A 20,239-nucleotide genomic window follows, 5' to 3' on the forward strand; every position below is an offset into this window, starting at 1 on the left:
AATATCGAAATCAGACCCTTGAAGCCCTAACCGCCTAGAATTAAACCAGTCCAACTTTCGGGGGCCAGTTCACCGCTGGGGCGCATTGTATTGCCGGCATAGGCGGTTAAGTGCCGGCCTAAAAGTTAGTCGTAGGTGCCAAGCTGGTAGCTGGGAAGGTCAACCCACATCTTGTTGAATTCCGCGACTTCGCCGGATACCGGTTCGAGGGAATCGCCCTGTGCCCGCAAGCGCACGGTGTGGTGGGCGGTAATGCCCTCTGCGGTGGTGCGGCTGCGCTCTCCCCACGTGAAATCGACCTCGTTGTCTGAGACCGGGGTGATGCTCTCTACCTTGTGGAAGATGGACATGTCCTTGGCCGGAGCACCATTGATGTAGAAAGCTATGCCATCAGCAATCGAGGCGCCGGTGCCCGCCGGACCGTTCAAGTCGCCCATTGAGCCGCGGAAGATGATCCAGCTAATCGTGGCGCACGGGTCATAGGAGTTGTCGATATCGGCGATCCAGTAATTGAAATCGCTGCCATCATCGGCGGGCATGCGCCCGGGAGCCGTGCCAGAGGCGTAGACCTTGCGCGGATCGTTGGGCAGCTCCGTGCACTCGGCGTCCTCGCTCTTTTCCTGCTGCTGCGTGGTCGCTTCATCGCCCCCGTCGGTGGACTCGGACGGGGAGGGTGCTGCAGCGGAATCCGCATCCTCCCCGCCGGAGGATTCATCCTCGGCAGGTGCTTGGCTGGAAAAGACCGGCTCTGGGGAGGAAGAAGAATCCTCCTGAGTACCGCAGGCGCTCAGCGCGAGCGGCACGGCAGCGGTGAGTAATGCGACGGCGGAGAAGCGGCGTAGGCAGCGTGGTGTCACGGCAGGCATGCGGGAACTCCAGGATTAGTCGAGGAGGGTGGCGACGGAGTCCGGGTCGGCGTCGGAAAGCATCTGGCGGATGCGGTCGTATTCGTCGTCCTCGCCGATGGCCTTGGCGGCGTGGCCGAGCGCGGCGATGGCGCGCAGGACTCCCTGGTTCGGTTCATGGGAGAAGGGGATAGGGCCCCAACCCTTCCAACCATTGCCACGCAGGCGGTCGAGGCTGCGGTGGTAGCCGGTGCGCGCGTAGGCGTAGGCGGTGATGAAAGCGGACGGCTCGGAGCCTTCCTGCTCCTTGAGCTCCTGCTCCGCTAGGAGTGCCCACAGCAGCGGGGAATCGGGGTGGGCAACAATGCCGGCGGCGAGATCCGAGGTGGACTCTGCGCCGGGATCAGCCGGCAGCTCAATGGGTTTCGGGGCAAGCATGTCTTTCATTTCCATGCCACCCCACTGTAGCGACGCCGGCGCGCTGCTACCAGAAATCGGAGACGTTCAGCTCAAAGGCATAGAGCGCGCGGCGCACCACCGGCAGCGATAGCCCGATAACGGAGGAAGGATCGCCCTCGATGCGGTCAATGAACCAGCCACCCATGGCTTCCAAGGTGAAGGCGCCGGCGCAGTGGAGAGGCTCGCCGGAGTGGGCATATGCTGCGATATCGGCCTTGCTGGCCTGGGCAAAGTGCACCGTGGTGGTGGACGTTTCCACGTGGCGCTTATCGCCAAAGATGAGGCAGTGGCCGGTCAGCAGCTCGGCTGTGCGGCCGGCTTGCTGGTGCCAGCGCTCAATGGTGGCTTCCTCGGTAAGAGGCTTGCCTTGGAGCTCGCCGTCGAGCAGCAGCATGGAATCGCCGCCGATCACGGGCTCGGCGGGGTAGCGCTCGGCCACCTTTTCGGCCTTGGCGGTGGCGAGGGCCGCCACGATATCGGTCGGTGGGTGGCCTGCGAGCGAGGCTTCGAGGGAGCGCTCATCAACATCGGCCGGTTCCAAAACGGGCTCCACGCCCGCGCCGCGCAGGATAGACGCGCGCGAGGGTGATTGGGAGGCGAGGATAAGCCGCATTAGAAGTACCGGACGGTATGGAAGGCGGAGGGGTTGTAGACGCGCTGCGCGCCAAAGCGCTCGAAGCGCTCGGCCGGGTTGCCCCATTCATTGCGTTCTCCGGCAACGCCCGAGTGCTTGGCGCTCATCTGCGCCAATACGGTGCGCAGGGCCGCGAGCTCATCCTCGGTGGGATTGCCCTTGACTACCTTGATTTCCGGCGTAGACATTTCCCCTCCTAAACGGTTCCGTGCTTCTTCGGTACCTGGGCCACGGCCTTGCGCTCTAACAGGCGTAGACCTTCTACCAGGTAGTGGCGGGTTGCAGTTGGCTCGATAACATTATCGGCCAGCCCGCGCTCTGCTGCGGCATACGGGTGCAAGAAGAGCTCGTCCATCTCCTCTTCCTTGTCCTCCGAGCCATAAATGGCCAGGGAAGCTTGGGAGGCCTGGGTGACGGCAATTTCCGCGGTGGGCCATGCGTAGACCAGGTCCGCGCCGAGGTCCTTGGCGCCCATAAATGCGTAGGCCGGGCCAATGGCCTTGCGGGTGATCACAGTGAGCTTTCCGACGCTCGCTTCAGCCTGCGCATAGGCAAACTTCGACGCTCTGCGCAGCAGTCCGGCCTTTTCCTCTTCCGGGGTAGGCACAAAGCCCGGGGAGTCCACGAATTCCACGATGGGAGTATTGAAGGCATCGCAGGTACGCACGAATCGTGCGGCCTTTTCGGCTGCGGCGGAGTCCAGGGCGCCGGCCAGCGCCAGCGGCTGGTTGGCAACGATGCCGACGGCGCGGCCATCGATGTAGGCAAAGCCGGTAACGATGTTTTGTGCCGCCTCGGCAGAAAGCTCGAAGAAGGAGCCTTCATCGACGACAGCCTTGATGACCTCGCACATGTCATAGGCCTGCGCGGCGGAATCTGGGATGACGCTATTGAGATCAAAGTCCGCGACGCTACCGGCATCCACGCGCGGCGCCGCGGCGCGGTTATTGGCGGGGAAGTAGGCCAAAACATCGCGCACGAGGGACAAAGCCTGCTTGTCGTCGCTGGCCACCAGGTGAGCGGTGCCAGACTCTGCGTGGGCTGCGGCGCCGCCGAAGGTCTCTGGCTCAGCGCCGGCCACGTGGCTGGCGGCCTGATGGAGGGCGGTGCCTTGGGTAACTACGAGGACATCGGCAAACGTCGGCGCGAATGCCGCAATGCCGCTGGTATTGCCCGCGACAACAGAAATCTGCGGGATGAGGCCCGAAGCCTGGGAGACACGCGCCATGAGGCGGGCGTATCCGGCCATGGTGACGATGCCCTCTTGCACACGCGGGCCGGTGGATTCATAGATGCCGATGATGGGCACGCCGGTCTTGATGGCGAGGTCATATACCTTGGTGAGCTTTTCGGCATAAACCTCACCCATCGTGCCGTCGAAGATTTCGCCGTCCTGGCTAAAGACGCACACGCGGCGGCCGTCGATAGTGCCGTAGCCGGTGACCACGCCATCGGTATAGGGGCGGTCATGCTCGCGACCGAAGTCGGTAGAGCGGTGGCGGGCTAGCGCGTCCGTTTCCACGAAGGAGCCCTCATCGAGCAGCTGCGTCACGCGGGTGCGGGCGGCCGGCTCGCCTTCTCCCAGCGGCGCGCGGGACTCGGCGAGCTTGGCGTCCAGGTCCTCGATCTTGCCGGCGGTGGTTTTTAGGTCAGTCATAGGCCCCCACACTACTAGGGCACCCCGGTCAATGCGGAATGGAACGCTGCGGGGACGCGGAGTGGAAAACGATCGTGTGGTAAATGCCGCTACAGTGTGGGCAGTGCATGGAACCTGGGAATTTCTTGGGTGGTATTAGGTTGAAGGGCCCTAATTTGGGGGTGGTGTCTCCTGTAAACATTTAACGGTGCTGGGCAGGTGAGCGCCCATTATTGCACCTCAAGGCAGGTAAAAGTAGTAGGAAGAATTTCATTCAACTATTGATGTGCGTCCTTTAAGCCCTTATGATTGCCTGAGTCTTCATGAATGTTTCCCTGATTTTTAACGATCTATTAAGGACGGTCTTCTGGTGATTAAAAAGGGACTGCGTTTGCTCGCACCGCTCGCCGTAGCGGCTCTCTTCACGCCAGTGGCACACGCGGGAGATGTCCCCCCGATGCCGCAGGCATATCCCATTTCCAACCTCTACAAGAGCTGCAGTGCCGCCGGCGAAAATGCAGAGCGCGAATGGCGCTTTGCGGAAACCGGCCGCCGCTACATGAGCGACGGCACCCTGCAGTTTAAAAACACCACCAACCAAGAAGTGCCCTACACCGCCGAGGTAGAAACTGGTACCAATCACGAGATTGAAGCCAATTCCAAGGCCAAGCTGCCTTCCGGTTGGGACACCACCGCTAAGTCCGATATCGGTCTGAAGATGACCAACGGCTGGCGCGATAAAGAAACCTTCGGCCCAGTGAAGCTGAAGCCGGGTGAGTCCTTCCGCGTCGAATACGGCGTCATTGAAAAGGACTTCATCTCCATGTTCGTAGGATGCAACGATGACCGCTTGGAAAACATCCCAGGCTCTAACGTCATCCGCGGTAAGGGCCCGGCCGAGCGCTATGCCTTCGCCTACATCATCAAGGCGGACGGCTCCGTGTCCGATCTGGCCATGGAAATTCCATCCCGTTCCCCGGGTGCAAACTCCAAGCCGATCGAGGGCAACTACACCTCCGTATCTGGCCCGAGCCTAGAGAAGATCGCCGATCCGAAGAAGGATGAGATCATGCAGCCTTCTGCGGATCTGCAGCGCGATCCCTCCTGGCCTAAGGAAGGCGATAAGTGTGAAGCCGGCGATACCTCCTGGTACCCGCTGGACATCACCGCGGTAAAGCCGACCTACCGCAAGGCTGGTTACTCCACGGACTTCCTCAATTGGTCCAAGGGTGACTACGAGTTTGCACCGGTAACCGACTTCGTCGTTGGCGCCGAGCACGCCCCGTACACCAACTGGCAGGGCAACCGCGGCGATATTCCGAAGGGCTGGCTGGAGTCCGTCGGTGCCGTAAAGCGCGCCTACATGCCGGTCGGTACCGAGCTCAAGCACGTCGACCTTAAACCAGGCGAGCGCGTGCGCGTGGAGTATGGCACCACCATGACCCGCATCAACTACCGCGAGATTCACTGCGGCAAGAGCGGAAACTACGACCTCACCTCTAACTACAAGCAGACCTCCGCCCCGAGCGGCTTCTGGGCCGAGGCCAAGATCACCGATAAGGACGGCAATACCCGCACCGAGGACGTCACTCCGGACGAATTCCGCGACCTGCCGGTTCCTACCCAGACCATCTACTAAACACCACCCTCATCTACGCAAGGAGAAAATTCCATGTTCAAGTCCAAGATTGCTTCTACCACCGCGGCTCTTGCCGTTGCTTCCGGCCTCATCTTCGCTCCGGCCGCTAACGCTCTGCCGCAGCGCGACCTCGGCCCGGCCAACCCGACCACCATCGGTGAGCGTTGCTCCAACCCGGGCGACACCGGCCAGACCGTTGACATCAAGCGCACCTACTTCGATGGCTCTGCCGGTTCCTGGACCGTGTCCAACTACAACGATGAGCCGTTGCCGGTAACCCGTTCCATCACCGAGACCAAGACCAAGACCTGGAATGTGTCCGCAGGTATTGACTTCAAGCTGATGGACCTCATCAACTTCACCTTCTCCTCCAGCTACACCGATAGCCAGTCCTACGAGGTAGGCGAGCAGGTTGGCCCGTACAACATTGCTCCGGGCAAGACCGCCGTCCTGCGCGCCGGCTGGGTTGTCTCCGACTTCGAGGGCCAGAAGACCGTGTGCGGCTCCGACCACAAGTGGCAGGCCAACGGCGGCACCTTTACCGCCACCCTGCCGAAGGAGCGCCACATCGAGGTCTCCACCCGCGATAACAACGATTGGGGCTAAAAGTGAGCAAGACGTCCATCGCTAGCGCCCTCGCGGCGCTGAGCCTGGTGGCCGCTCCTGTTGCCCACGCCGCTGATTTCGGTGGGGACTTTGAGCTGCCCCAGCGCTGGAATGACGACTATAAGCCGGGCACGCATTGCTCGACGCCAGGTGAAAACGGCACCTACGTCACCGCAAAGCGCCGCTGGTTCAAGCAGACCGACGCCACCAGCGTGGCAAACCGCAACGCCGAGGAAGTACCGGTCAAGCACACCGTTACCCAGGCTCGCACCCAGACCATCGAGGTCTCCGGATCCGTTGAGGGCACCGGCGAGCTGGCCAAGGTGCTGACCAAGACCTATGGCTTCAACTACGTCAGCGAGCAGCACTGGAAGCTAAACCAGGTGGTTGGCCCGTACACCTTGCCTGCGAACTCGCAGGGCAAGCTGGTGTGGGGCTTTACCATGCTCGACACTGACGGTCAGGATGTGCGCTGCAACTCTGACCAGCAGTGGGAAGCCCAGGGCAAGCCATACTCGGCTTCTGTGCCAGAAGCGCGCTACTCCGAGCTGCGCCTCGAAGACGCGCCTGAGTGGAACTAGGCCACCACAACTATTAAGCGCCCTCTCGGTCCATAAGGACCGACGGGGCGCTTTTCTCTGTGGGTTGCGCAGTGCGGCGGTAGGAGAGGAGGCTGCAGCTGCGCTCTAAGGCTTAGGCCGGCAGCCAGGCGTAGCCGTACGGTCCAAGCTCTACTGGTCCCAGATCGATGGACCGATCGCTGAAGTTGTGCAGGCACAGCAGATCGCCGCGCTGGTAGCCAAGGACGGCTTCCTCGCCCGTCTCGACCGGCTCGCACGGAGCGGTGCCGAGATCCGGATGGGCATGGCGCTCGGCAATCATGGAGCGGACGGTGTTGAGCAACGAGGTGGCGTCATCAAGCTGGGCGGCCACGGAGGTACCTCCCACAACCGGAAGGCGGGAAGGTGCGTTGGTACTGAAACCAGAGTGCTCGGAATCGTCCCACTGCATCGGGGTGCGCACCGCATAGCGGTCCGGGAGCGTGGTGTCATCGAGCATGCCGATCTCATCGCCGTAGTAGATAAACGGTGCGCCCGGCAGGGTCATCAGCAGCGAGAACATGAGCTCCACCTTGCGGCGATCGCCGTTCATCAGCGGCATCAGCCGGCGGGCAATGCCCACATGGGCGCGCATTTCATCATCGGGGAGGAAAGCTTCATACATCAGCTCGCGCACGTCATCGTCCACCATCTCCAGGGTGAGCTCATCGTGGTTGCGCAGGAAGGTACCCCACTGGCAGCCATCCGGCAGGGCGGGCAGCTCATCGAGGATGGAGTAGACCGGGGTGGCGTCGGCAAGCGCCAATGCTTGGTACAACCGCGGCATAACCGGGAAGTTGAAGACCATGTGGAAGCGCTCGCCCTTGCCATAGAACTGCATGGTCTCGGCCGGAGGCTGATTGGCCTCCGCGATGAGCACCGCATCTGGGTAGTGGGTGTCCATGAAGGAGCGAATCTTCTCCACAAACTCGATGGTCTCCGGCAGGGACTCGCCGCCTACACCATCGCGTTCAAAGAGGTAAGCAATGGCATCAAGGCGCAGGCCGTCCAACCCCTTGTCCATCCAGAAGGACAAAATCTTGAACACCTCCTCCTGGACGGCCGGGTTATCGTAGTTCAAATCCGGCTGGTGGGAGTAGAAGCGGTGGAAGTAGTACTGGCCGCGCTGGTCATCCCAGGTCCAATTGGATGTTTCCACGTCGGTGAAAATGACACGGATTTCGGGGTAGCGCTCCGGGTCATCGCCCCAAACATAGAAATCGCCATAGGGGCCGGTGGGATCCGTGCGGGAGGCCTGGAACCACGGGTGGTCGGAGCTGGTGTGATTGAGTGCCAAATCCGTCATAATGCGCATGCCGCGGCGGTGCAGCTGCGCAATGAGCTCTTCAAAGTCCTCCATCGTGCCGTAATCCGGATGGATGGAGTAGTAGTCGGCGATGTCGTAGCCATCATCGCGCAAGGGGCTGGCATAAAACGGCGAGAGCCACAGGCAGTCCACGCCGAGCCACTGGAGGTAATCCAGCTTATCGATGACCCCGCGCAGCGTGCCTACACCCTTTTCTCCATCGGCCTTGAAGGATCCGACGAGGGCCTGGTAGAAGACGGCATTGTGGTACCAGCTCATGAAAGGTCCTTTCTTTTCGCCCGCCAGGTCAGATAGGTAAGGAGGCACAGGGCGCCGGCCAGGAGGCCGGGCCAGACGGCGGGGGAGTCGTGGAAGAGATTGAGTACAGCTTGGATAACCGCGAGGAGGCTAAAGAAACCGAGGAAGCCTAAGGCGGTATCCCACAGCATGGCCCGGCGCATTAGGCCTTAACACCGCCCGCGGTCAGGCCGGCGACGATGCGGTGCTGGAAGATGAGCACCATGATGACCAATGGGATGGTCACCAACGCGCCGGCGGCCATGGTGGCGGCATAGGGGTACTCGAAGGCGGAGGGGCCGGAAAAGCGTGCAATGGCTACGGTCACCGGTTCGGTATCGGTGGTGGACAGCTGCTTGGCCAGCATGAACTCATTCCACGTGGTGATAAAGGCGATGATCGCGGTGGTAAATAGCGCCGGCGCCGCAAGCGGCAGAAGTACGAGGCGGAAGGCTTGGGAGCGCGAGGCACCATCCACCCGGGCTGCTTCCTCTAGTTCCCAGGGCAGCTGGCGGAAGAAGCTCAGCAGGGTATAGACCGTCAGCGGAAGTGCGAAGGAAATATTGGGGATGATCATCGCGCGGTAGGTGCCAATCCACTCTAGGTTGCCAAAAAGCTGGAAGAGTGGGGTGACCAAGGCAATGGCTGGGAACATGGAGGCGGCCAGGATAATGCCGGTGACGATTCCCTTGCCCGGGAAGTCGTACCGGGAGAGCGCATAGGCGGTAAAGACGCCGATGAGCACGGCCACCGCGGTGGTAACCAGGGAGATAAGCAGCGAGTTACCGAGCGCGGCCAAGAAGTCATTTCCCTTATCGGTAGCCAAGGCATCGCGGAAATTATCCAGCGTGACGTGGGTGGGCCACGGAGTGGTATCGAAGGTGAAACGCTGATCCCGCAGCGCCGTCACCAGCATCCAGTAAAAGGGCGCCAGACCCCAGAACATGATGAAGACGATGCCGGCGTAGTGTCCGAATTTACGCATTATTTAGCTGCCTTCCTGCCGGAGACATCCGCGCCAAGGAAGCGGATGAGGATAAAGGCGACGACGAAAATGAGAAGGAAAATAAGGGTGGAGAGCGCGGAGGCGGAGTTGAAGTTTCCTTGGCGCATATCCTCTACCACCAGCTGGGAAATGGTCGCGGTGGGGGAGTTGGAGGAGCTAGAAATCATGATGACCGGTAGGTCATACATGCGCAGCGCATCCAGGGTACGGAAGAGCACAGCCACCATGAGCGCCGGGCGCACCAGCGGGAGCGTGATGCGGAAGAAGGCCTGAATACGGTTGGCGCCGTCCACGCGAGCGGCATCGTAGACGTCCTTCGGGATCATCTGCAGGCCGGCCAGGATGAGCAACGCCATGAATGGTGCTGTCTTCCATACATCCGCGATGATGACAGCCAGGCGAGCGTAGAACGGGTCCGTGGTCCAAGCAATGTTCGCACCAAGCAGCGAATTAACGATGCCATCGGGGGCGAACATGAACTGCCATAGCTTGGCCGTCACGGCCGTAGGAATGGCCCAGGGGATAAGTACCGCAGCGCGCACCAGGCCGCGGCCGCGGTACTCACCATTCATGATGAGAGCCATCAACATGCCCAGGATGGTCTCCAGCAGCACGGTAACGATGGTGAAAAAGAGCGTGATCTTTACCGCCGGCCAAAAGTCCGTGGCTATAACGCCCGGCGGGCAGGTAGAAATCTGACCAGTGCCGGAAACACACCGGTTATTAATCCAGTACAGATAATTTTCCAGCCCGGCAAAGCCGCCTTCCTCAAAAAGCCCCGTTTGCGGGTTGAGCTGCCTATTGCCTTGGAAGGACAGGAAAATAGCGCGGATGATGGGGTAGCCGATAATGACGGCGAGCACGATGAGCGCCGGAGCAATCAGCCCGGCCACGCGCCCATAATTCTTGCGCTGGGGCTTCGGCGCGCTTGCCGACGCCCCCTTCGGCGCCCCCTTGGACGCAGTCGGCGAAGCTATAGCCACGCTGGACCGCCTTTCTGTTCAAGAAATGCTAAGTATTGGCTAGATTCTATCCCCATTAGGGGAGTGAAAACCACAAAGGGTGAGGCGGCGGGGTGTCCGCCTACCTCACCCGGATTGGGCGTTTAGCCCTGGGAAGCCGATTCGATGGCCGCCTTCATATCGGCGGTGGCATCATCTACCGACTTGCCATCCGTCAATGCAGCGTAGGCATTGTCTTGGATGGCCTTGGAAATTGCCGAGTAGAACGGGGACACCGGGCGCGGTGCCGCGTTCTCCAGAGATTCCTTGAGTGCCGGCAGGTACGGGAATTCCTGCTGCAGCTGCGGGTCATCGTAGATGGAAGCCAAGACCGGCGGGAAGGACTGCTCCGCAAAGGACTTCTGGTTGTCCTCGTTGATGATGAACTTCATGAAGTCGAGCGCAGTGCCCTTATTCTTGGAGTTGATATTGATGCCGTTGTTATAGCCGCCCAGCGTGGACACGCCTACGCCGTCCTTGCCCAGCGGGGCCTGCACCTCGACGTCAACACCGGCATCCACCGCGTTGGAGTACATATACGGCCAGTTCATGGCGAAGGCGGTCTTGCCCTCTGTAAAGGCCATATTGGTTTCTTCCTCGGTGGCGGCGGTGGAGTCCTTGGAAATGGTCTCCTCCTTGTAGGCATCCACCATGGCCTGCAGGCCGTCCTTGGCCTCCTTGGAATCAACGGTGACGTTGCCGTCCTTATCCAGGACAGAACCACCCCAACCTTCCATAAAGTCGGCGGTGTTGAGTGCCAAGCCCTCGTACTGCTTGAACTGGGTGGTCAGGCAGTCCTTGCCCTTGTCCAGTGCCTTGCACGCGGACTTAAGGTCCGCGAACTTCTCCGGTGCCTTATCTGCGAGCTCGGTGTTGCGGAAAAGCAGCTGTCCGTTGGTGTTTTGCGGCAGCGCGTAGAGCACATCGTTATAGGTGGCAGACTCCACGGTGGCCGGCAAAAGCTCATCCGTATCGGTTTCAAAGTCACCATTGAGCGGCTGGAGCCACTGGTTGGCGGCGAACTCCGCGGTCCACACCACGTCAAGCGCCATGACATCGTAGTCATCGCTGCCCGCCTGCAGGGACTGCACCAAGGTTTCGCGCTGGGCGTCGGCCTCGCCGGCCAGCTCCTTGAGGGTGACCTTCTCGTCTGGGTGCTGCTCGTTCCACTTGTCGATGATGGGGGTCACCTTGTCGGTGTCATTTTTGCCCATGGCAAAAGTGATGGGGCCGCGCGCATCCGCGCCGCCCTCAGAAGAACCGCCCTCGGCGGAATCGGAAGAGGAAGAAGAGCAGCCGGCCAGTGCCAAAACTGCGGTTGTCGCAACGGTGGTGCGAAGCAGAAATTTCTTCATGGAATTCACCTTTCGGAAAACTTTCGGTTCTTTAAACCTAAAATACGGACACCAAAAGGTGGATAATTTTGACCTATTTAACTCTAAACGGGGGTAGAAAAGGGGCTGTGGGTGGCGGGGACGCGTACCTGCGTCCCTGCCACCCACAGCCTAGCCTCCGCTAGAACTAGTCCTGCGCGATGCGGCGGCCCGTTTCCGGATCGAAGCGGTGCGCCTCGCGTGGATTGAAGGTCAGCACGGCCTCCTCGCCGCGCTGCGGCGGAGTACCTTCGGCCCGGGCGACCAGGCGCTTGTCACCCACGGTGACGTAGACATAAGACTCCGCGCCCAGCTCTTCCACGATGTCTACGACGCCCTGGAACCCCACTGGGCCCTTATTGATGAACATCTTTTCCGGGCGCACGCCCACGCGGGAACCGTTGTAATCAAAGATATTCATCGCCGGCGAGCCGATGAATCCGGCAACGAATTCGTTCGCGGGGGCGTCGTAAAGCTCCCGCGGCGGGGCTACCTGCTGCAGCTCGCCGTCCTTGAGCACCGCCACGCGATCGCCCATGGTCATAGCCTCCACCTGGTCGTGGGTGACATACACCGTCGTCGTGCCCAGGCGCTGCTGGAGGCTGGCCAACTCCGCGCGGGTCTGCACGCGCAACTTGGCATCCAGGTTGGACAGCGGCTCGTCCATGAGGAAGGCCTTCGGCTCGCGGACAATGGCCCGGCCCATAGCCACGCGCTGGCGCTGACCGCCGGACAAATCCTTGGGCTTGCGCTTGAGATACTCGGTAAGGCCGAGCGTTTCCGCCGCCTCGTGCACTTTGGCTTTGATCTCGGATTTGGGAAGCTTTGCCAGCTTCAGGGCAAAGCCCATGTTTTCCTCCACCGTCAGGTGTGGGTAGAGGGCATAGTTCTGGAAGACCATGGCGATATCGCGATCGCCTGGTTCCAGGTTGGTCACGTCCTTGCCATCGATGGTGATGCGGCCGCTGGATGTAGGTTCCAGGCCCGCTAGTGCGCGTAGCGTGGTGGACTTGCCGCAGCCCGATGGGCCAACGAGGACTAGGAATTCGCCGTCCGCGATATCGAGGTCCAAGTCTCTTACCGTGGGCGCGCTCGCGCCGGGGTAGGTGATGTTGACCTTTTCAAAAGTGACCTTTGCCATGCGCAACACACTAGCACCATTGGCGGCCGGTATCCTTGAAGCTTATGACTGCACTTGATTTGGAACGCATTCGCACCGCGCTGGCGGACGATTTCACCACCATCGATTTCGTGGAAAAGACCGGCTCCACCAATACCGATTTGATGCAGGCCACCAACGTTGCGGATGGCACCGTGCTGCTTGCCGACGAACAACTTTCCGGCAAGGGCCGCCTCGGCCGCACTTGGACCGCGCCGGCCGGCTCCCAGGTCATCTTCTCCGTGCTCTTGCTGCCGGAATCCCTCGAGCACCTGGGCACCCTGCCGCTGGCCGCTGGCCTCGCGGTGACCGATTCGATCGAGGGCACCGTGCTGAAGTGGCCAAACGACGTGCATATCGACGGCAATAAGCTGTGCGGCATCCTTGCCGAGGCCGGTCCCGTTGGCCAAGCCTTTAAGGCTGCGCCAAAGACCGAGCTCACCAAAGTGGAGGTAGGCAAGGCTGAAGTCAACAAGGCAGAGGTTAATAAAGCCGAAGTAAATAAGGCTGAAGTCAACAAGGCCGTAGGCGGCGCCGCACCATCCGCGCGCGTCGTCGTGGGCATGGGCATCAATGTCACCCTGACACGTGAGGATCTTCCGATTGAAAAGGCCACCTCGCTTGCACTCGAAGGCCGCGACACGGACCGCACCGAGCTGGCCATTACCGTGCTGAAGAACCTGCGCCGTCGCATCGTGCAGTGGGAGAACCAAGATCCGCAGCTCTTGCGTGACTACCGTGCGGTCTGCTCCTCGCTCGGCCAGGAGGTGCGCCTAGAAACCCCGTCCGGCGATGTCACCGGGCACGTCGATGAAATCGGCGAGGACGGCCGCATCATGGTCGCCGGCGAGTACTACTCTGCGGGCGATGTTACGCACTTGCGACCGCAGCAGTAGATGCACGAGGTAGCATCCATAGCTATGGGACTAATGAAGATGGGCCAAGGTGAGGTCAAGCGCGCGGATGTCTCCGCGCCGTTTCGCGCGCTGATTTTCCCCTTCCTCGAGCTCATCCTCATCACCGGCCTGCTGTGGATTGCCATCGGCTGGTGCGATGTCCAAGCAGTAGACCCGATGCTGCGCAACGGCCTCGTCGCGGTATGGGCCCTGCTGGGAATCTGGCGCTTTCTCATTCCTCTTTATAAGGCCCGCCGCAAGCGCTTCATCGTGACTAATAGGCGCGTCATCGCGCGCGAGGGCCGCAATATCGATTCGATTCCGCTGCAGGATATCCGCGGCGCCCGCAAGCGCCGGGGCGGGGTATCCCTAGCAATTCACGGCTGGGATCGGGCCATGTATTTTCCCAACGTGGCCAAGCCCAAGCGCGTGGCCGAGATTATTAATGATCGCCCTTGGTTTTAACCTCGGTGGTGTGCAGCTGGCTATCCAGATCCTCAGGGGAGAGGTTAGCTCGGCTGAATTCTTGCGTCAGCGGCAGGCGCAGCTCTAGGTCGGAGGCGGGGCAAAGCTCAACCGTTGCCTTATCCACTACGTAGTCCAGCACGTGGCCACCGGAGGTGCGGGCGGCGTCGATAAAGTGCACGTGGCAGCCCGGTACCGAGATTCCCTTTTCATAGACGGGGGTGCGGAAGCCGCCGATAACGCCCTCGACGTCCTTAAAGTGCAGCTCCTTATCGCCACCAACGGCCTCGGACATTGGCGGGTAGGGCTTTTCTTGCTTGACCACCGTGCGGGTGGTTACCTCCTTGAACGTGCCCACGATGCGCACCGCGTACATGTAGTTAGCGGAAGGCTCGAGCTTATCGATGAACGCGGAGAGCTGATCGCGGCGCAGGCCCGCGGGGGCGTCGGCAGTAATGCGCGGGACAAAGTTCGTGGCCACCGCGTAAGGGGTGCGCTGGTCTAGATCTGCAATCTGCGCGGAGCCATCGCCGCGCAGCTGGTAGCAGGTGCCATCCAAAATGATCATCTCTCCGTCGAGGCCATCAAAGGTGCCGAGGCCAAAATTGCCCTTACCAAGCAGTTCCGAAATGGTCATTTCGCCGTCATAAATGCCGTCCAGCAAAGCGGTCATGAGGGAATTTTGGAAGATGGTATGACGAGTGAACATAGTATCCAGGCTAGTATTGGGGAACGTGAGTGACTTAAAGCCTATTGTAACTGTGTGTGGCGACGGCCAGCTGGCTCGCATGATGCAGCCGGCCGCCGCGGAACTCGATATTCACCTGCGGATTCTGGCTAGCAAGCCGGATTCCTCCGCCGCGCAGGTCACCCCGGACGTGGTGCTGGGGGATTACACCTCCTTAGAGGAGCTGCGCGGCGTGGCAGAGGGCGCGGATGCCATAACCTTCGAGCATGAGCATGTGCCCAACGAGCACTCCGCCGCGCTTATCGACGCCGGATTTAACGTCCAGCCACAGCCCACCGCCCTCATTTATGCGCAAGATAAGCTCAAGATGCGCGAAAAGCTCGCTGCGCTGGGCGCTCCCGTGCCGCGCTTTGCCGCCATCGACTCGGTGGCCGATGCCCGCGCCTTTTTCGACGCCGTCGATGGCCGCGTGTGCCTCAAGGCCCGCCGCGGCGGTTACGACGGCAAGGGCGTATGGTTCCCCACCGCCGATAATTGCTTTGAGCTGGTCTCCGAGCTGCTTGAGGCCGGAACCCCGCTGATGGCAGAGGAAAAAGTGGAACTTACCCGCGAGCTTTCCATCTTGGTCGCCCGCCGTCCTTCCGGCGAGGCCAAGGTGTGGCCGATTACCCAGTCCCGCCAGGAAAACGGCATCTGCGCCGAGGCCATTGCCCCCGCCCCTGGCCTTACACCGGAACTTTCCCAGCGCGCTTCCGAGTTGGGTCTGACCATCGCCGAGTCCCTCGGCGTGACCGGCGTGCTGGCCGTCGAGCTCTTTGCCTTCGACGGCCCCGAAAGCGAGGATATCTCCGTCAACGAACTGGCCATGCGCCCGCATAACACCGGCCACTGGACCCAGGATGGCTGCGTGACCTCCCAATTTGAGCAGCACCTGCGCGCCGTGCTCGACCTCCCCTTGGGCGCAGTCGACGCGCTTGCACCCGTCACCGTGATGGCCAATGTCTTGGGCGCCGACGAAGATCCCGCCATGCCCATGCCGGAGCGCGTCCGTGAAGTAATGCAGCGCTACCCGCAGGCCAAGATTCACCTCTACGGCAAGGATCACCGCCCTGGCCGCAAGATTGGCCACGTCAACGTCACCGGTGAAGATACCGACGAGACCCTGACCATCGCCCGCCAGGCCGCGCACTTCCTCGTGCACGCCGAATGGGCTTAAATTCCTGCCTGTAGAAAGGACACTATGCAACCGCACGTAGGCATCATCATGGGCTCCGATTCCGATTGGCCCACCGTTGAACCCGCCGCTCAGGTCCTCGCGGACTTTGGCATCCCCTTCGAGGTCGGCGTGGTCAGCGCCCACCGCACCCCGGAAAAGATGCTGGCCTATGCCAAGGAAGCCCATACCCGCGGGTTGAAGGCGATTATCGCTTGCGCCGGCGGTGCCGCGCACCTTCCCGGCATGGTCGCCGCGGCTACGCCGCTGCCGGTCATCGGTATCCCCCGCGCACTAAAGGATCTCGATGGCCTCGACTCCCTCCTGTCCATCGTGCAGATGCCCAGCGGCGTGCCGGTAGCCACCGTCTCCATCGGCGGTGCGAAGAACGCCGGCCTGCTCGCCGCCCGCATCCTCGGCGCTGGCGACCCCGCCATCCAAGACAAGATGGTGGACTACCAAAAGCAGATGGCCAAGGAAGTCGAGCAGAAGGACAAGAACCTGCGCGACAAGTTGCTGGGGGAGTAGCTCTCCGGTCTAAGGCCAAACAAAACAAGCACGTTTTAGCCAAAACCACGTAGTTTTTCGGCAGAACGTGCTTGTTTTGTCTACTAAGCTCTAGCGAAGTTCTCGTCGCCCCTTGCCAACATGCAAAACAAGCACGATTGGGCAAAATTCGCGGAGGAAAAGGGTAAAACGTGCTTGCTGTGCATCGTTGTAGCCTGCGGCGTGAGGAAGCGTGCTCTAAGCTTTCGGACAGGGGAATAGTGCTCAAAGGGGGGAAGCATGGAAGAAGTACTGGTTTCAGGCCTAAGCAGGGGAGAGCTGCAAACTCATGTAGCGAATGGAAAGATCATCCGAATCGGCCGGGGGATCTATACGTGGCGGGAACCGACTCCCATGGAGGTAGCTCGCATCCTGCACAAGCGGTGGCCTGGAATCATGCTTGCAGGAAGCTCTGCGGTGCAGCTGTACTCCAAGAAGAAGATGACCTTTCCTCTGAAATTTGCCTACAGGCATGTCGTGAGTGGTTCGCAGTGGTTTGAAGTCGAGCGAACTCGGCGGAAACCAGATTTACGTTTGAAGGTATCCCTGTGCAAAATCCCCTGCTAGCGGCGGCTGCGGTGGATGATGATCAAGCAGTAACGATGCTTGAAACGCGGTATCAAAACAGGCGCGGTAAGCAAGTCTTAGAAAAAGACCTCGGATGTATCGCGCGGGTACCAGCTCGGGTTCGGGAATTAGTGAACAAATCTGCGGTAGGAGCCGATAGCGAAGCAGAAAGGAAAGTAGTCCGCGCGCTTCAGCGTCGAGGGAAGAAGGTTCAGGTAAACCACCAGATAGGTCCCTATCTTTGGGACATCGTTGTAGGGAAGGTCGCCGTTGAAATCGATGGCTATGATTTCCATAAGGCGGAGGATTTGGGGACCTTTGTTAAAGACCGCTGGAAGGGAAATGATGCGGCGCTAAGAGGGTATACCGTTCTTCGCTATTCAGGCAGCTGCGTTAAGCATCACTTGGTGGATGTGGTTCAGCAGATTTCTGAGGCTCATGAGGGGCGAACGAATTTCGGCTCTCTTGCTCACGAATCCGTGTGGCGTTGGCATTGGCTTTTAGCCGGGTATGCAGCCGAGCCAATTTACGGCTAGCGCCCTTCAATTTCTTCCGTGACCTGCTCAAAAGAGAAGCGTTCGCCGGTATCGGCGGCGCGGGCTTGGCGGAGGGCTTCAGCATCTGCGGCGGCTTCGAGGCGGTCAAGGAAAGCTAGTTCTTGAGGCGAAATGATAACTGCGGCTTCCTTACCGTTGCGGGTGACAACGGTGCGGGTTCCTGCGTAGTGGGCTTGGTCAATGACCTGGCCTAAGCGGGTGCGGAGTTCGGAAAGTGGCAAAGACAATGAAAGCTCCTAATACATCAAAGTACTACTAGTACTAAGTTAGCAAAGAGTACAACTTTTTAAGAGGTCATGGACTACAACATCGCGTTTACGCGGCAGGCTAAGCGAGAGTTACAAAAAATCCATCAGGGAAACCGAAAGCAATATCAACGGATTAAGCGCGCGATCGGTGGACTGGCTAAAGACCCATATCCACCGGGATCTATCGCTTTGTCCGGCAGGAGTGGCCGAAGAATAAGGGTGGGAATTACCGCGTGCTGTACTCCGTTGAGGAGCAAGAAGTGCTGGTGGAAGTGTTTACCGTAGGGGCACGCGGAAGCGTTTATAAGCGCTAGAAAGGCACGCCGGAGCGCAGGATGACATTGGCAAACGGCGTGGTGGACCCGGTGCGCACGACGAAGGACGCGCGGGCGACCTCGCGCTTGAGGTCGTCGTGGGAGACCTCGGTAAGGGGTACTGCGGGAAGCAGGGAGCGCACCTCGGGCGGGGTGGTATCGGCGATGGTGGCGGCTTCGACCACGACCTCATCGAGGAGGGCCGCCAGGGTATCGGCAAAGGTGGGGATGCCAAAGGTTAGCGTGAGGTCGATGACAGGCACTTCGCGGGGGATGGGCAGGCCGCAATCGGCGATAACGAAGGTATCGGTGTGCCCGAGGCGGGCGACGGCGCTGGTGAGCGCGGGATTGAGCAGGCCGGATTTACGCATCGGTGACCTCCGGCAGGGTCGATTCGGTGGTGGGGTAGGACGGCTGTGCGCCGTTGCCGGTGGCGGCGAAGGCTCCGACGCGGGCGGCGAAAGTAGCGGCATCGACAAGCGAGGCACCGGTGAGGAGCTGGGCGCAGAAGGCACCCGCGAAGGCATCGCCGGCGCCTGTGGTATCCACGGCGGTCACGCGCGGGGTGGGGATATCCGTGCCGCCCTCCGGGGTGGCCACGTAGGCGCCGTGGGCGCCAAGGGTGAGAACGACAGAGCGGAAACCGGCCTCTACCAGGCGGTGGGCGAGCTCGCGCGGGGCGCCCTCTGCAGGTAGTCCGAGCTGGTCCAGGATGAGCCCTGCTTCATGTTCATTGGCCAGCAAAGGATCGGCTTGCAGGAGCGAGTCGCGGTCGACCGCGACCACGGGCGCGAGGTTAACCACCACTCGGCCCTGGGCCGCCTCGACCGCGGCCTGGAAACCGGAGGCGGGGATTTCGCCCTGGAGGAGGACCACGTCGGCATCGGCGATGGTGGAGGCGCGGGAGGAGACAAAGGGGGCGTCGACAAGCGCGTTGGCACCGGGGGAGATGACGATGGTGTTCTCGCCATCGGCCGAGACGGTAATGACGGCCAGGCCGGTGTTGGTATCGGCCTGCTCCACTGCGCTCAGATCGATGCCGGAGGTGCGCATGTAGTGCATGGCGGGCTCGGCATAGGGATCGGAGCCGACCGCGCCCACGAAGGCCACGGTGGCGCCCAGCTGCGCGGCCGCGACTGCCTGGTTAGCGCCCTTGCCCCCGGCCAAGATATCGCCGCCAGAGCCCAGCAGGGTCTCGCCGGGCTGCGGGTGGCGCTCGGCGTGCACGATGAGATCGGCATTGATGGAACCGACGACGGTTAGCTTGCTCATTGGAAATCCTCCACATTGTCGCGGGTGACGGTGATGACCTCGACGGGGACGTTCTTCTCCGCCGCGCCACCGTGCAGGAGCGCTGCGGCTTGTTCGATGGCGCGGGCACCGAGCTCTGCGGGCTGCTGGGCGATGGTAGCTTCCAGCTTGCCATCTTTGACCGCCTTGAGGCCATCGAAGGTGCCGTCAAATGCCACCACCTTGACCTCGGATCCAGCGCGCGAGCCCAAAGCTTCGACCGCGCCGAGCGCCATTTCATCGTTCTCTGCAAAGATGGCCTTGATATCCGGGTTGGCCTGCAGCAGGTTGGTGGCGACGTTGAGGCCTTCCGTGCGGTCGAAATTCGCCGATTGCTTGCCGACGACCCGAATGTCCCCGTACTTCGCAATCTGCTCTTCAAAGCCCTTGCCGCGCTCCCGCGAGGCCGAAGTGCCAGCGGTGCCTTGGAGGATGAGGATATCGCCCTTTCCCCCGATGGCCTCAGCAAGCTTATCCGCAGCCTGCGCGCCGCCGGCGACGTTATCGGAGGCCACCATGGAATCCAGCTCTACGCCGTTGACATCGCGATCCACGCCGATGACGGGCACGCCGTCATTTTTGATGCCGCGCACGGCCGGGGCAACGGCATCGGAATCAGTGGGGTTGACCACGACGACCTTGGCGCCCATGGAGGTGGCATTGCCCAGCTGATTGACCTGCTGGGCAGGGTCATCGGAAGCGTCTTGGATATCTAGCGGAACGCCGAGTTCCTTGGCCTTATCTTGTGCGCCGTGGCGCAGTTCGACGAAGAAGGGGTTGGTTTGCGTGGAGAGCGCTAGCGTGATGCGGTTGCGGTCTTCTTCCGAGCGGTTGCAGGAGGCAAGGCCTAACGCGAGGGCCGGTACGAGGAGGGTGGCGATGAGCTTTTTCATGG

The 20,239-nt window shown here is 60.9% G+C and carries 24 protein-coding genes; 8 read left to right on the forward strand and 16 right to left on the reverse strand.

The features are described from left to right. Positions 1-125 precede the first annotated feature (125 nt). The 5 genes from QP884_RS08360 to QP884_RS08380 are packed head-to-tail and all read right to left on the reverse strand — an operon-like array spanning position 126 to position 3,595. Complete coding sequence (locus tag QP884_RS08360) at positions 126-866, reverse strand: hypothetical protein (RefSeq protein ID WP_284821685.1); 741 nt, start codon at positions 864-866, stop codon at positions 126-128. 15 nt (positions 867-881) lie between these two features. After that, complete coding sequence (locus tag QP884_RS08365) at positions 882-1,298, reverse strand: DUF3151 domain-containing protein (protein ID WP_284821686.1); 417 nt, start codon at positions 1,296-1,298, stop codon at positions 882-884. Between the two features lie 31 nt (positions 1,299-1,329). After that, positions 1,330-1,917 (reverse strand): Maf family protein, encoded by a 588-nt coding sequence (locus QP884_RS08370; RefSeq protein ID WP_284821687.1) that lies wholly within the window; start codon positions 1,915-1,917, stop codon positions 1,330-1,332. Next, complete coding sequence (locus tag QP884_RS08375; protein ID WP_239280347.1) at positions 1,917-2,126, reverse strand: acyl-CoA carboxylase subunit epsilon; 210 nt, start codon at positions 2,124-2,126, stop codon at positions 1,917-1,919. Before QP884_RS08375 ends, QP884_RS08370 begins: the two co-directional genes overlap by 1 nt. 8 nt (positions 2,127-2,134) lie before the next feature. Continuing rightward, complete coding sequence (locus tag QP884_RS08380) at positions 2,135-3,595, reverse strand: acyl-CoA carboxylase subunit beta (RefSeq protein ID WP_284821688.1); 1,461 nt, start codon at positions 3,593-3,595, stop codon at positions 2,135-2,137. A 349-nt stretch (positions 3,596-3,944) separates the two neighbouring features. Between QP884_RS08380 and QP884_RS08385 the strand changes: the two genes are divergently transcribed. From QP884_RS08385 to QP884_RS08395, 3 genes are read left to right on the forward strand one after another with little or no spacing between them, the layout of a single operon-like run. Continuing rightward, the gene (locus QP884_RS08385) at positions 3,945-5,213 is read left to right on the forward strand and encodes a hypothetical protein (RefSeq protein ID WP_284821689.1); all 1,269 of its coding nucleotides are present in this window, start codon (positions 3,945-3,947) and stop codon (positions 5,211-5,213) included. Positions 5,214-5,246: 33 nt separating this feature from the next. Further along, the gene (locus QP884_RS08390; RefSeq protein ID WP_198492602.1) at positions 5,247-5,819 is read left to right on the forward strand and encodes a hypothetical protein; all 573 of its coding nucleotides are present in this window, start codon (positions 5,247-5,249) and stop codon (positions 5,817-5,819) included. Between the two features lie 2 nt (positions 5,820-5,821). Then, positions 5,822-6,400 (forward strand): hypothetical protein, encoded by a 579-nt coding sequence (locus QP884_RS08395; RefSeq protein ID WP_005326721.1) that lies wholly within the window; start codon positions 5,822-5,824, stop codon positions 6,398-6,400. 112 nt (positions 6,401-6,512) lie between these two features. Here QP884_RS08395 and treS read toward each other — a convergent pair whose 3' ends face one another. From treS to QP884_RS08425, 6 genes are all read right to left on the reverse strand, one after another. Continuing rightward, entirely contained in the window at positions 6,513-8,003 is a 1,491-nt protein-coding gene (gene treS, locus QP884_RS08400; protein WP_284766793.1) for a maltose alpha-D-glucosyltransferase, read from the reverse strand. After that, positions 8,000-8,185 carry a hypothetical protein gene (locus QP884_RS08405; protein ID WP_284821690.1) on the reverse strand — a complete coding sequence of 62 codons (186 nt, stop codon included), beginning with the start codon at positions 8,183-8,185 and terminating at the stop codon, positions 8,000-8,002. The genes treS and QP884_RS08405 overlap by 4 nt, the downstream gene beginning before the upstream one ends. Beyond that, the gene (locus QP884_RS08410) at positions 8,185-9,006 is read right to left on the reverse strand and encodes a carbohydrate ABC transporter permease (RefSeq protein ID WP_086587903.1); all 822 of its coding nucleotides are present in this window, start codon (positions 9,004-9,006) and stop codon (positions 8,185-8,187) included. Before QP884_RS08410 ends, QP884_RS08405 begins: the two co-directional genes overlap by 1 nt. Next, entirely contained in the window at positions 9,006-10,010 is a 1,005-nt protein-coding gene (locus tag QP884_RS08415) for a carbohydrate ABC transporter permease (RefSeq protein WP_434736460.1), read from the reverse strand. Before QP884_RS08415 ends, QP884_RS08410 begins: the two co-directional genes overlap by 1 nt. A gap of 122 nt (positions 10,011-10,132) precedes the next feature. Continuing rightward, on the reverse strand, positions 10,133-11,383 hold the full coding sequence (locus QP884_RS08420; protein WP_284821691.1) for an ABC transporter substrate-binding protein: 1,251 nt from the start codon (positions 11,381-11,383) through the stop codon (positions 10,133-10,135). Between the two features lie 166 nt (positions 11,384-11,549). Further along, entirely contained in the window at positions 11,550-12,542 is a 993-nt protein-coding gene (locus QP884_RS08425) for an ABC transporter ATP-binding protein (protein WP_284821692.1), read from the reverse strand. Between the two features lie 44 nt (positions 12,543-12,586). Between QP884_RS08425 and QP884_RS08430 the strand changes: the two genes are divergently transcribed. Both QP884_RS08430 and QP884_RS08435 read left to right on the forward strand, forming a co-directional pair. Next, complete coding sequence (locus tag QP884_RS08430; protein WP_225745872.1) at positions 12,587-13,456, forward strand: biotin--[acetyl-CoA-carboxylase] ligase; 870 nt, start codon at positions 12,587-12,589, stop codon at positions 13,454-13,456. 24 nt (positions 13,457-13,480) lie between these two features. Then, positions 13,481-13,921 (forward strand): hypothetical protein, encoded by a 441-nt coding sequence (locus QP884_RS08435; RefSeq protein ID WP_049378610.1) that lies wholly within the window; start codon positions 13,481-13,483, stop codon positions 13,919-13,921. On the opposite strand, the gene budA is transcribed toward QP884_RS08435, so the two are convergent. Next, positions 13,899-14,630 carry an acetolactate decarboxylase gene (budA, locus tag QP884_RS08440; protein WP_204610019.1) on the reverse strand — a complete coding sequence of 244 codons (732 nt, stop codon included), beginning with the start codon at positions 14,628-14,630 and terminating at the stop codon, positions 13,899-13,901. The genes QP884_RS08435 and budA overlap by 23 nt on opposite strands. A gap of 79 nt (positions 14,631-14,709) precedes the next feature. On the opposite strand from budA, the gene QP884_RS08445 reads away from it, so the two are divergent. From QP884_RS08445 to QP884_RS08455, 3 genes are all read left to right on the forward strand, one after another. After that, positions 14,710-15,825 (forward strand): 5-(carboxyamino)imidazole ribonucleotide synthase, encoded by a 1,116-nt coding sequence (locus QP884_RS08445; protein ID WP_284821751.1) that lies wholly within the window; start codon positions 14,710-14,712, stop codon positions 15,823-15,825. A 24-nt stretch (positions 15,826-15,849) separates the two neighbouring features. Further along, positions 15,850-16,350: a 5-(carboxyamino)imidazole ribonucleotide mutase gene (purE, locus tag QP884_RS08450; protein ID WP_284821693.1), complete on the forward strand. Its 501-nt coding sequence runs from the start codon at positions 15,850-15,852 to the stop codon at positions 16,348-16,350. Between the two features lie 566 nt (positions 16,351-16,916). After that, a complete protein-coding gene (locus QP884_RS08455) occupies positions 16,917-17,471 on the forward strand; it encodes an endonuclease domain-containing protein (RefSeq protein ID WP_284821694.1) in 555 nt (184 codons plus the stop codon). On the opposite strand, the gene QP884_RS08460 is transcribed toward QP884_RS08455, so the two are convergent. The 4 genes from QP884_RS08460 to QP884_RS08475 all read right to left on the reverse strand — a co-directional run bounded on the left by QP884_RS08460 (position 17,468) and on the right by QP884_RS08475 (position 20,237). Beyond that, positions 17,468-17,719 carry a type II toxin-antitoxin system Phd/YefM family antitoxin gene (locus tag QP884_RS08460; RefSeq protein WP_040424847.1) on the reverse strand — a complete coding sequence of 84 codons (252 nt, stop codon included), beginning with the start codon at positions 17,717-17,719 and terminating at the stop codon, positions 17,468-17,470. The two genes, QP884_RS08455 and QP884_RS08460, sit on opposite strands and share 4 nt — an antisense overlap. 331 nt (positions 17,720-18,050) lie before the next feature. Then, positions 18,051-18,425 (reverse strand): D-ribose pyranase, encoded by a 375-nt coding sequence (gene rbsD, locus QP884_RS08465; protein ID WP_204610011.1) that lies wholly within the window; start codon positions 18,423-18,425, stop codon positions 18,051-18,053. Further along, the gene (locus QP884_RS08470; RefSeq protein ID WP_284821695.1) at positions 18,418-19,326 is read right to left on the reverse strand and encodes a ribokinase; all 909 of its coding nucleotides are present in this window, start codon (positions 19,324-19,326) and stop codon (positions 18,418-18,420) included. Before QP884_RS08470 ends, rbsD begins: the two co-directional genes overlap by 8 nt. Next, entirely contained in the window at positions 19,323-20,237 is a 915-nt protein-coding gene (locus QP884_RS08475) for a substrate-binding domain-containing protein (protein WP_284821696.1), read from the reverse strand. Before QP884_RS08475 ends, QP884_RS08470 begins: the two co-directional genes overlap by 4 nt. Positions 20,238-20,239 lie beyond the last annotated feature (2 nt).

It is taken from the genome of Corynebacterium tuberculostearicum (genome assembly GCF_030229345.1).
GTDB lineage: Bacteria > Actinomycetota > Actinomycetes > Mycobacteriales > Mycobacteriaceae > Corynebacterium > Corynebacterium tuberculostearicum_G.

What these genes read in the sequence shown, in the direction of transcription:
- rbsD (WP_204610011.1), bottom strand. Translation starts at nt 18,425, where the DNA reads ATGCGTAAATCCGGCCTGCTCAATCCCGCGCTCACCAGCGCCGTCGCC.
- QP884_RS08360 (WP_284821685.1), bottom strand. Translation starts at nt 866, where the DNA reads ATGCCTGCCGTGACACCACGCTGCCTACGCCGCTTCTCCGCCGTCGCA.
- treS (WP_284766793.1), bottom strand. Translation starts at nt 8,003, where the DNA reads ATGAGCTGGTACCACAATGCCGTCTTCTACCAGGCCCTCGTCGGATCC.
- QP884_RS08425 (WP_284821692.1), bottom strand. Translation starts at nt 12,542, where the DNA reads ATGGCAAAGGTCACTTTTGAAAAGGTCAACATCACCTACCCCGGCGCG.
- QP884_RS08405 (WP_284821690.1), bottom strand. Translation starts at nt 8,185, where the DNA reads ATGCGCCGGGCCATGCTGTGGGATACCGCCTTAGGCTTCCTCGGTTTC.
- QP884_RS08370 (WP_284821687.1), bottom strand. Translation starts at nt 1,917, where the DNA reads ATGCGGCTTATCCTCGCCTCCCAATCACCCTCGCGCGCGTCTATCCTG.
- QP884_RS08445 (WP_284821751.1), top strand. Translation starts at nt 14,710, where the DNA reads ATGATGCAGCCGGCCGCCGCGGAACTCGATATTCACCTGCGGATTCTG.
- purE (WP_284821693.1), top strand. Translation starts at nt 15,850, where the DNA reads ATGCAACCGCACGTAGGCATCATCATGGGCTCCGATTCCGATTGGCCC.
- QP884_RS08365 (WP_284821686.1), bottom strand. Translation starts at nt 1,298, where the DNA reads ATGGAAATGAAAGACATGCTTGCCCCGAAACCCATTGAGCTGCCGGCT.
- QP884_RS08380 (WP_284821688.1), bottom strand. Translation starts at nt 3,595, where the DNA reads ATGACTGACCTAAAAACCACCGCCGGCAAGATCGAGGACCTGGACGCC.
- QP884_RS08430 (WP_225745872.1), top strand. Translation starts at nt 12,587, where the DNA reads ATGACTGCACTTGATTTGGAACGCATTCGCACCGCGCTGGCGGACGAT.
- QP884_RS08410 (WP_086587903.1), bottom strand. Translation starts at nt 9,006, where the DNA reads ATGCGTAAATTCGGACACTACGCCGGCATCGTCTTCATCATGTTCTGG.
- QP884_RS08375 (WP_239280347.1), bottom strand. Translation starts at nt 2,126, where the DNA reads ATGTCTACGCCGGAAATCAAGGTAGTCAAGGGCAATCCCACCGAGGAT.
- QP884_RS08475 (WP_284821696.1), bottom strand. Translation starts at nt 20,237, where the DNA reads ATGAAAAAGCTCATCGCCACCCTCCTCGTACCGGCCCTCGCGTTAGGC.
- QP884_RS08435 (WP_049378610.1), top strand. Translation starts at nt 13,481, where the DNA reads ATGGGACTAATGAAGATGGGCCAAGGTGAGGTCAAGCGCGCGGATGTC.
- QP884_RS08390 (WP_198492602.1), top strand. Translation starts at nt 5,247, where the DNA reads ATGTTCAAGTCCAAGATTGCTTCTACCACCGCGGCTCTTGCCGTTGCT.
- budA (WP_204610019.1), bottom strand. Translation starts at nt 14,630, where the DNA reads ATGTTCACTCGTCATACCATCTTCCAAAATTCCCTCATGACCGCTTTG.
- QP884_RS08420 (WP_284821691.1), bottom strand. Translation starts at nt 11,383, where the DNA reads ATGAAGAAATTTCTGCTTCGCACCACCGTTGCGACAACCGCAGTTTTG.
- QP884_RS08470 (WP_284821695.1), bottom strand. Translation starts at nt 19,326, where the DNA reads ATGAGCAAGCTAACCGTCGTCGGTTCCATCAATGCCGATCTCATCGTG.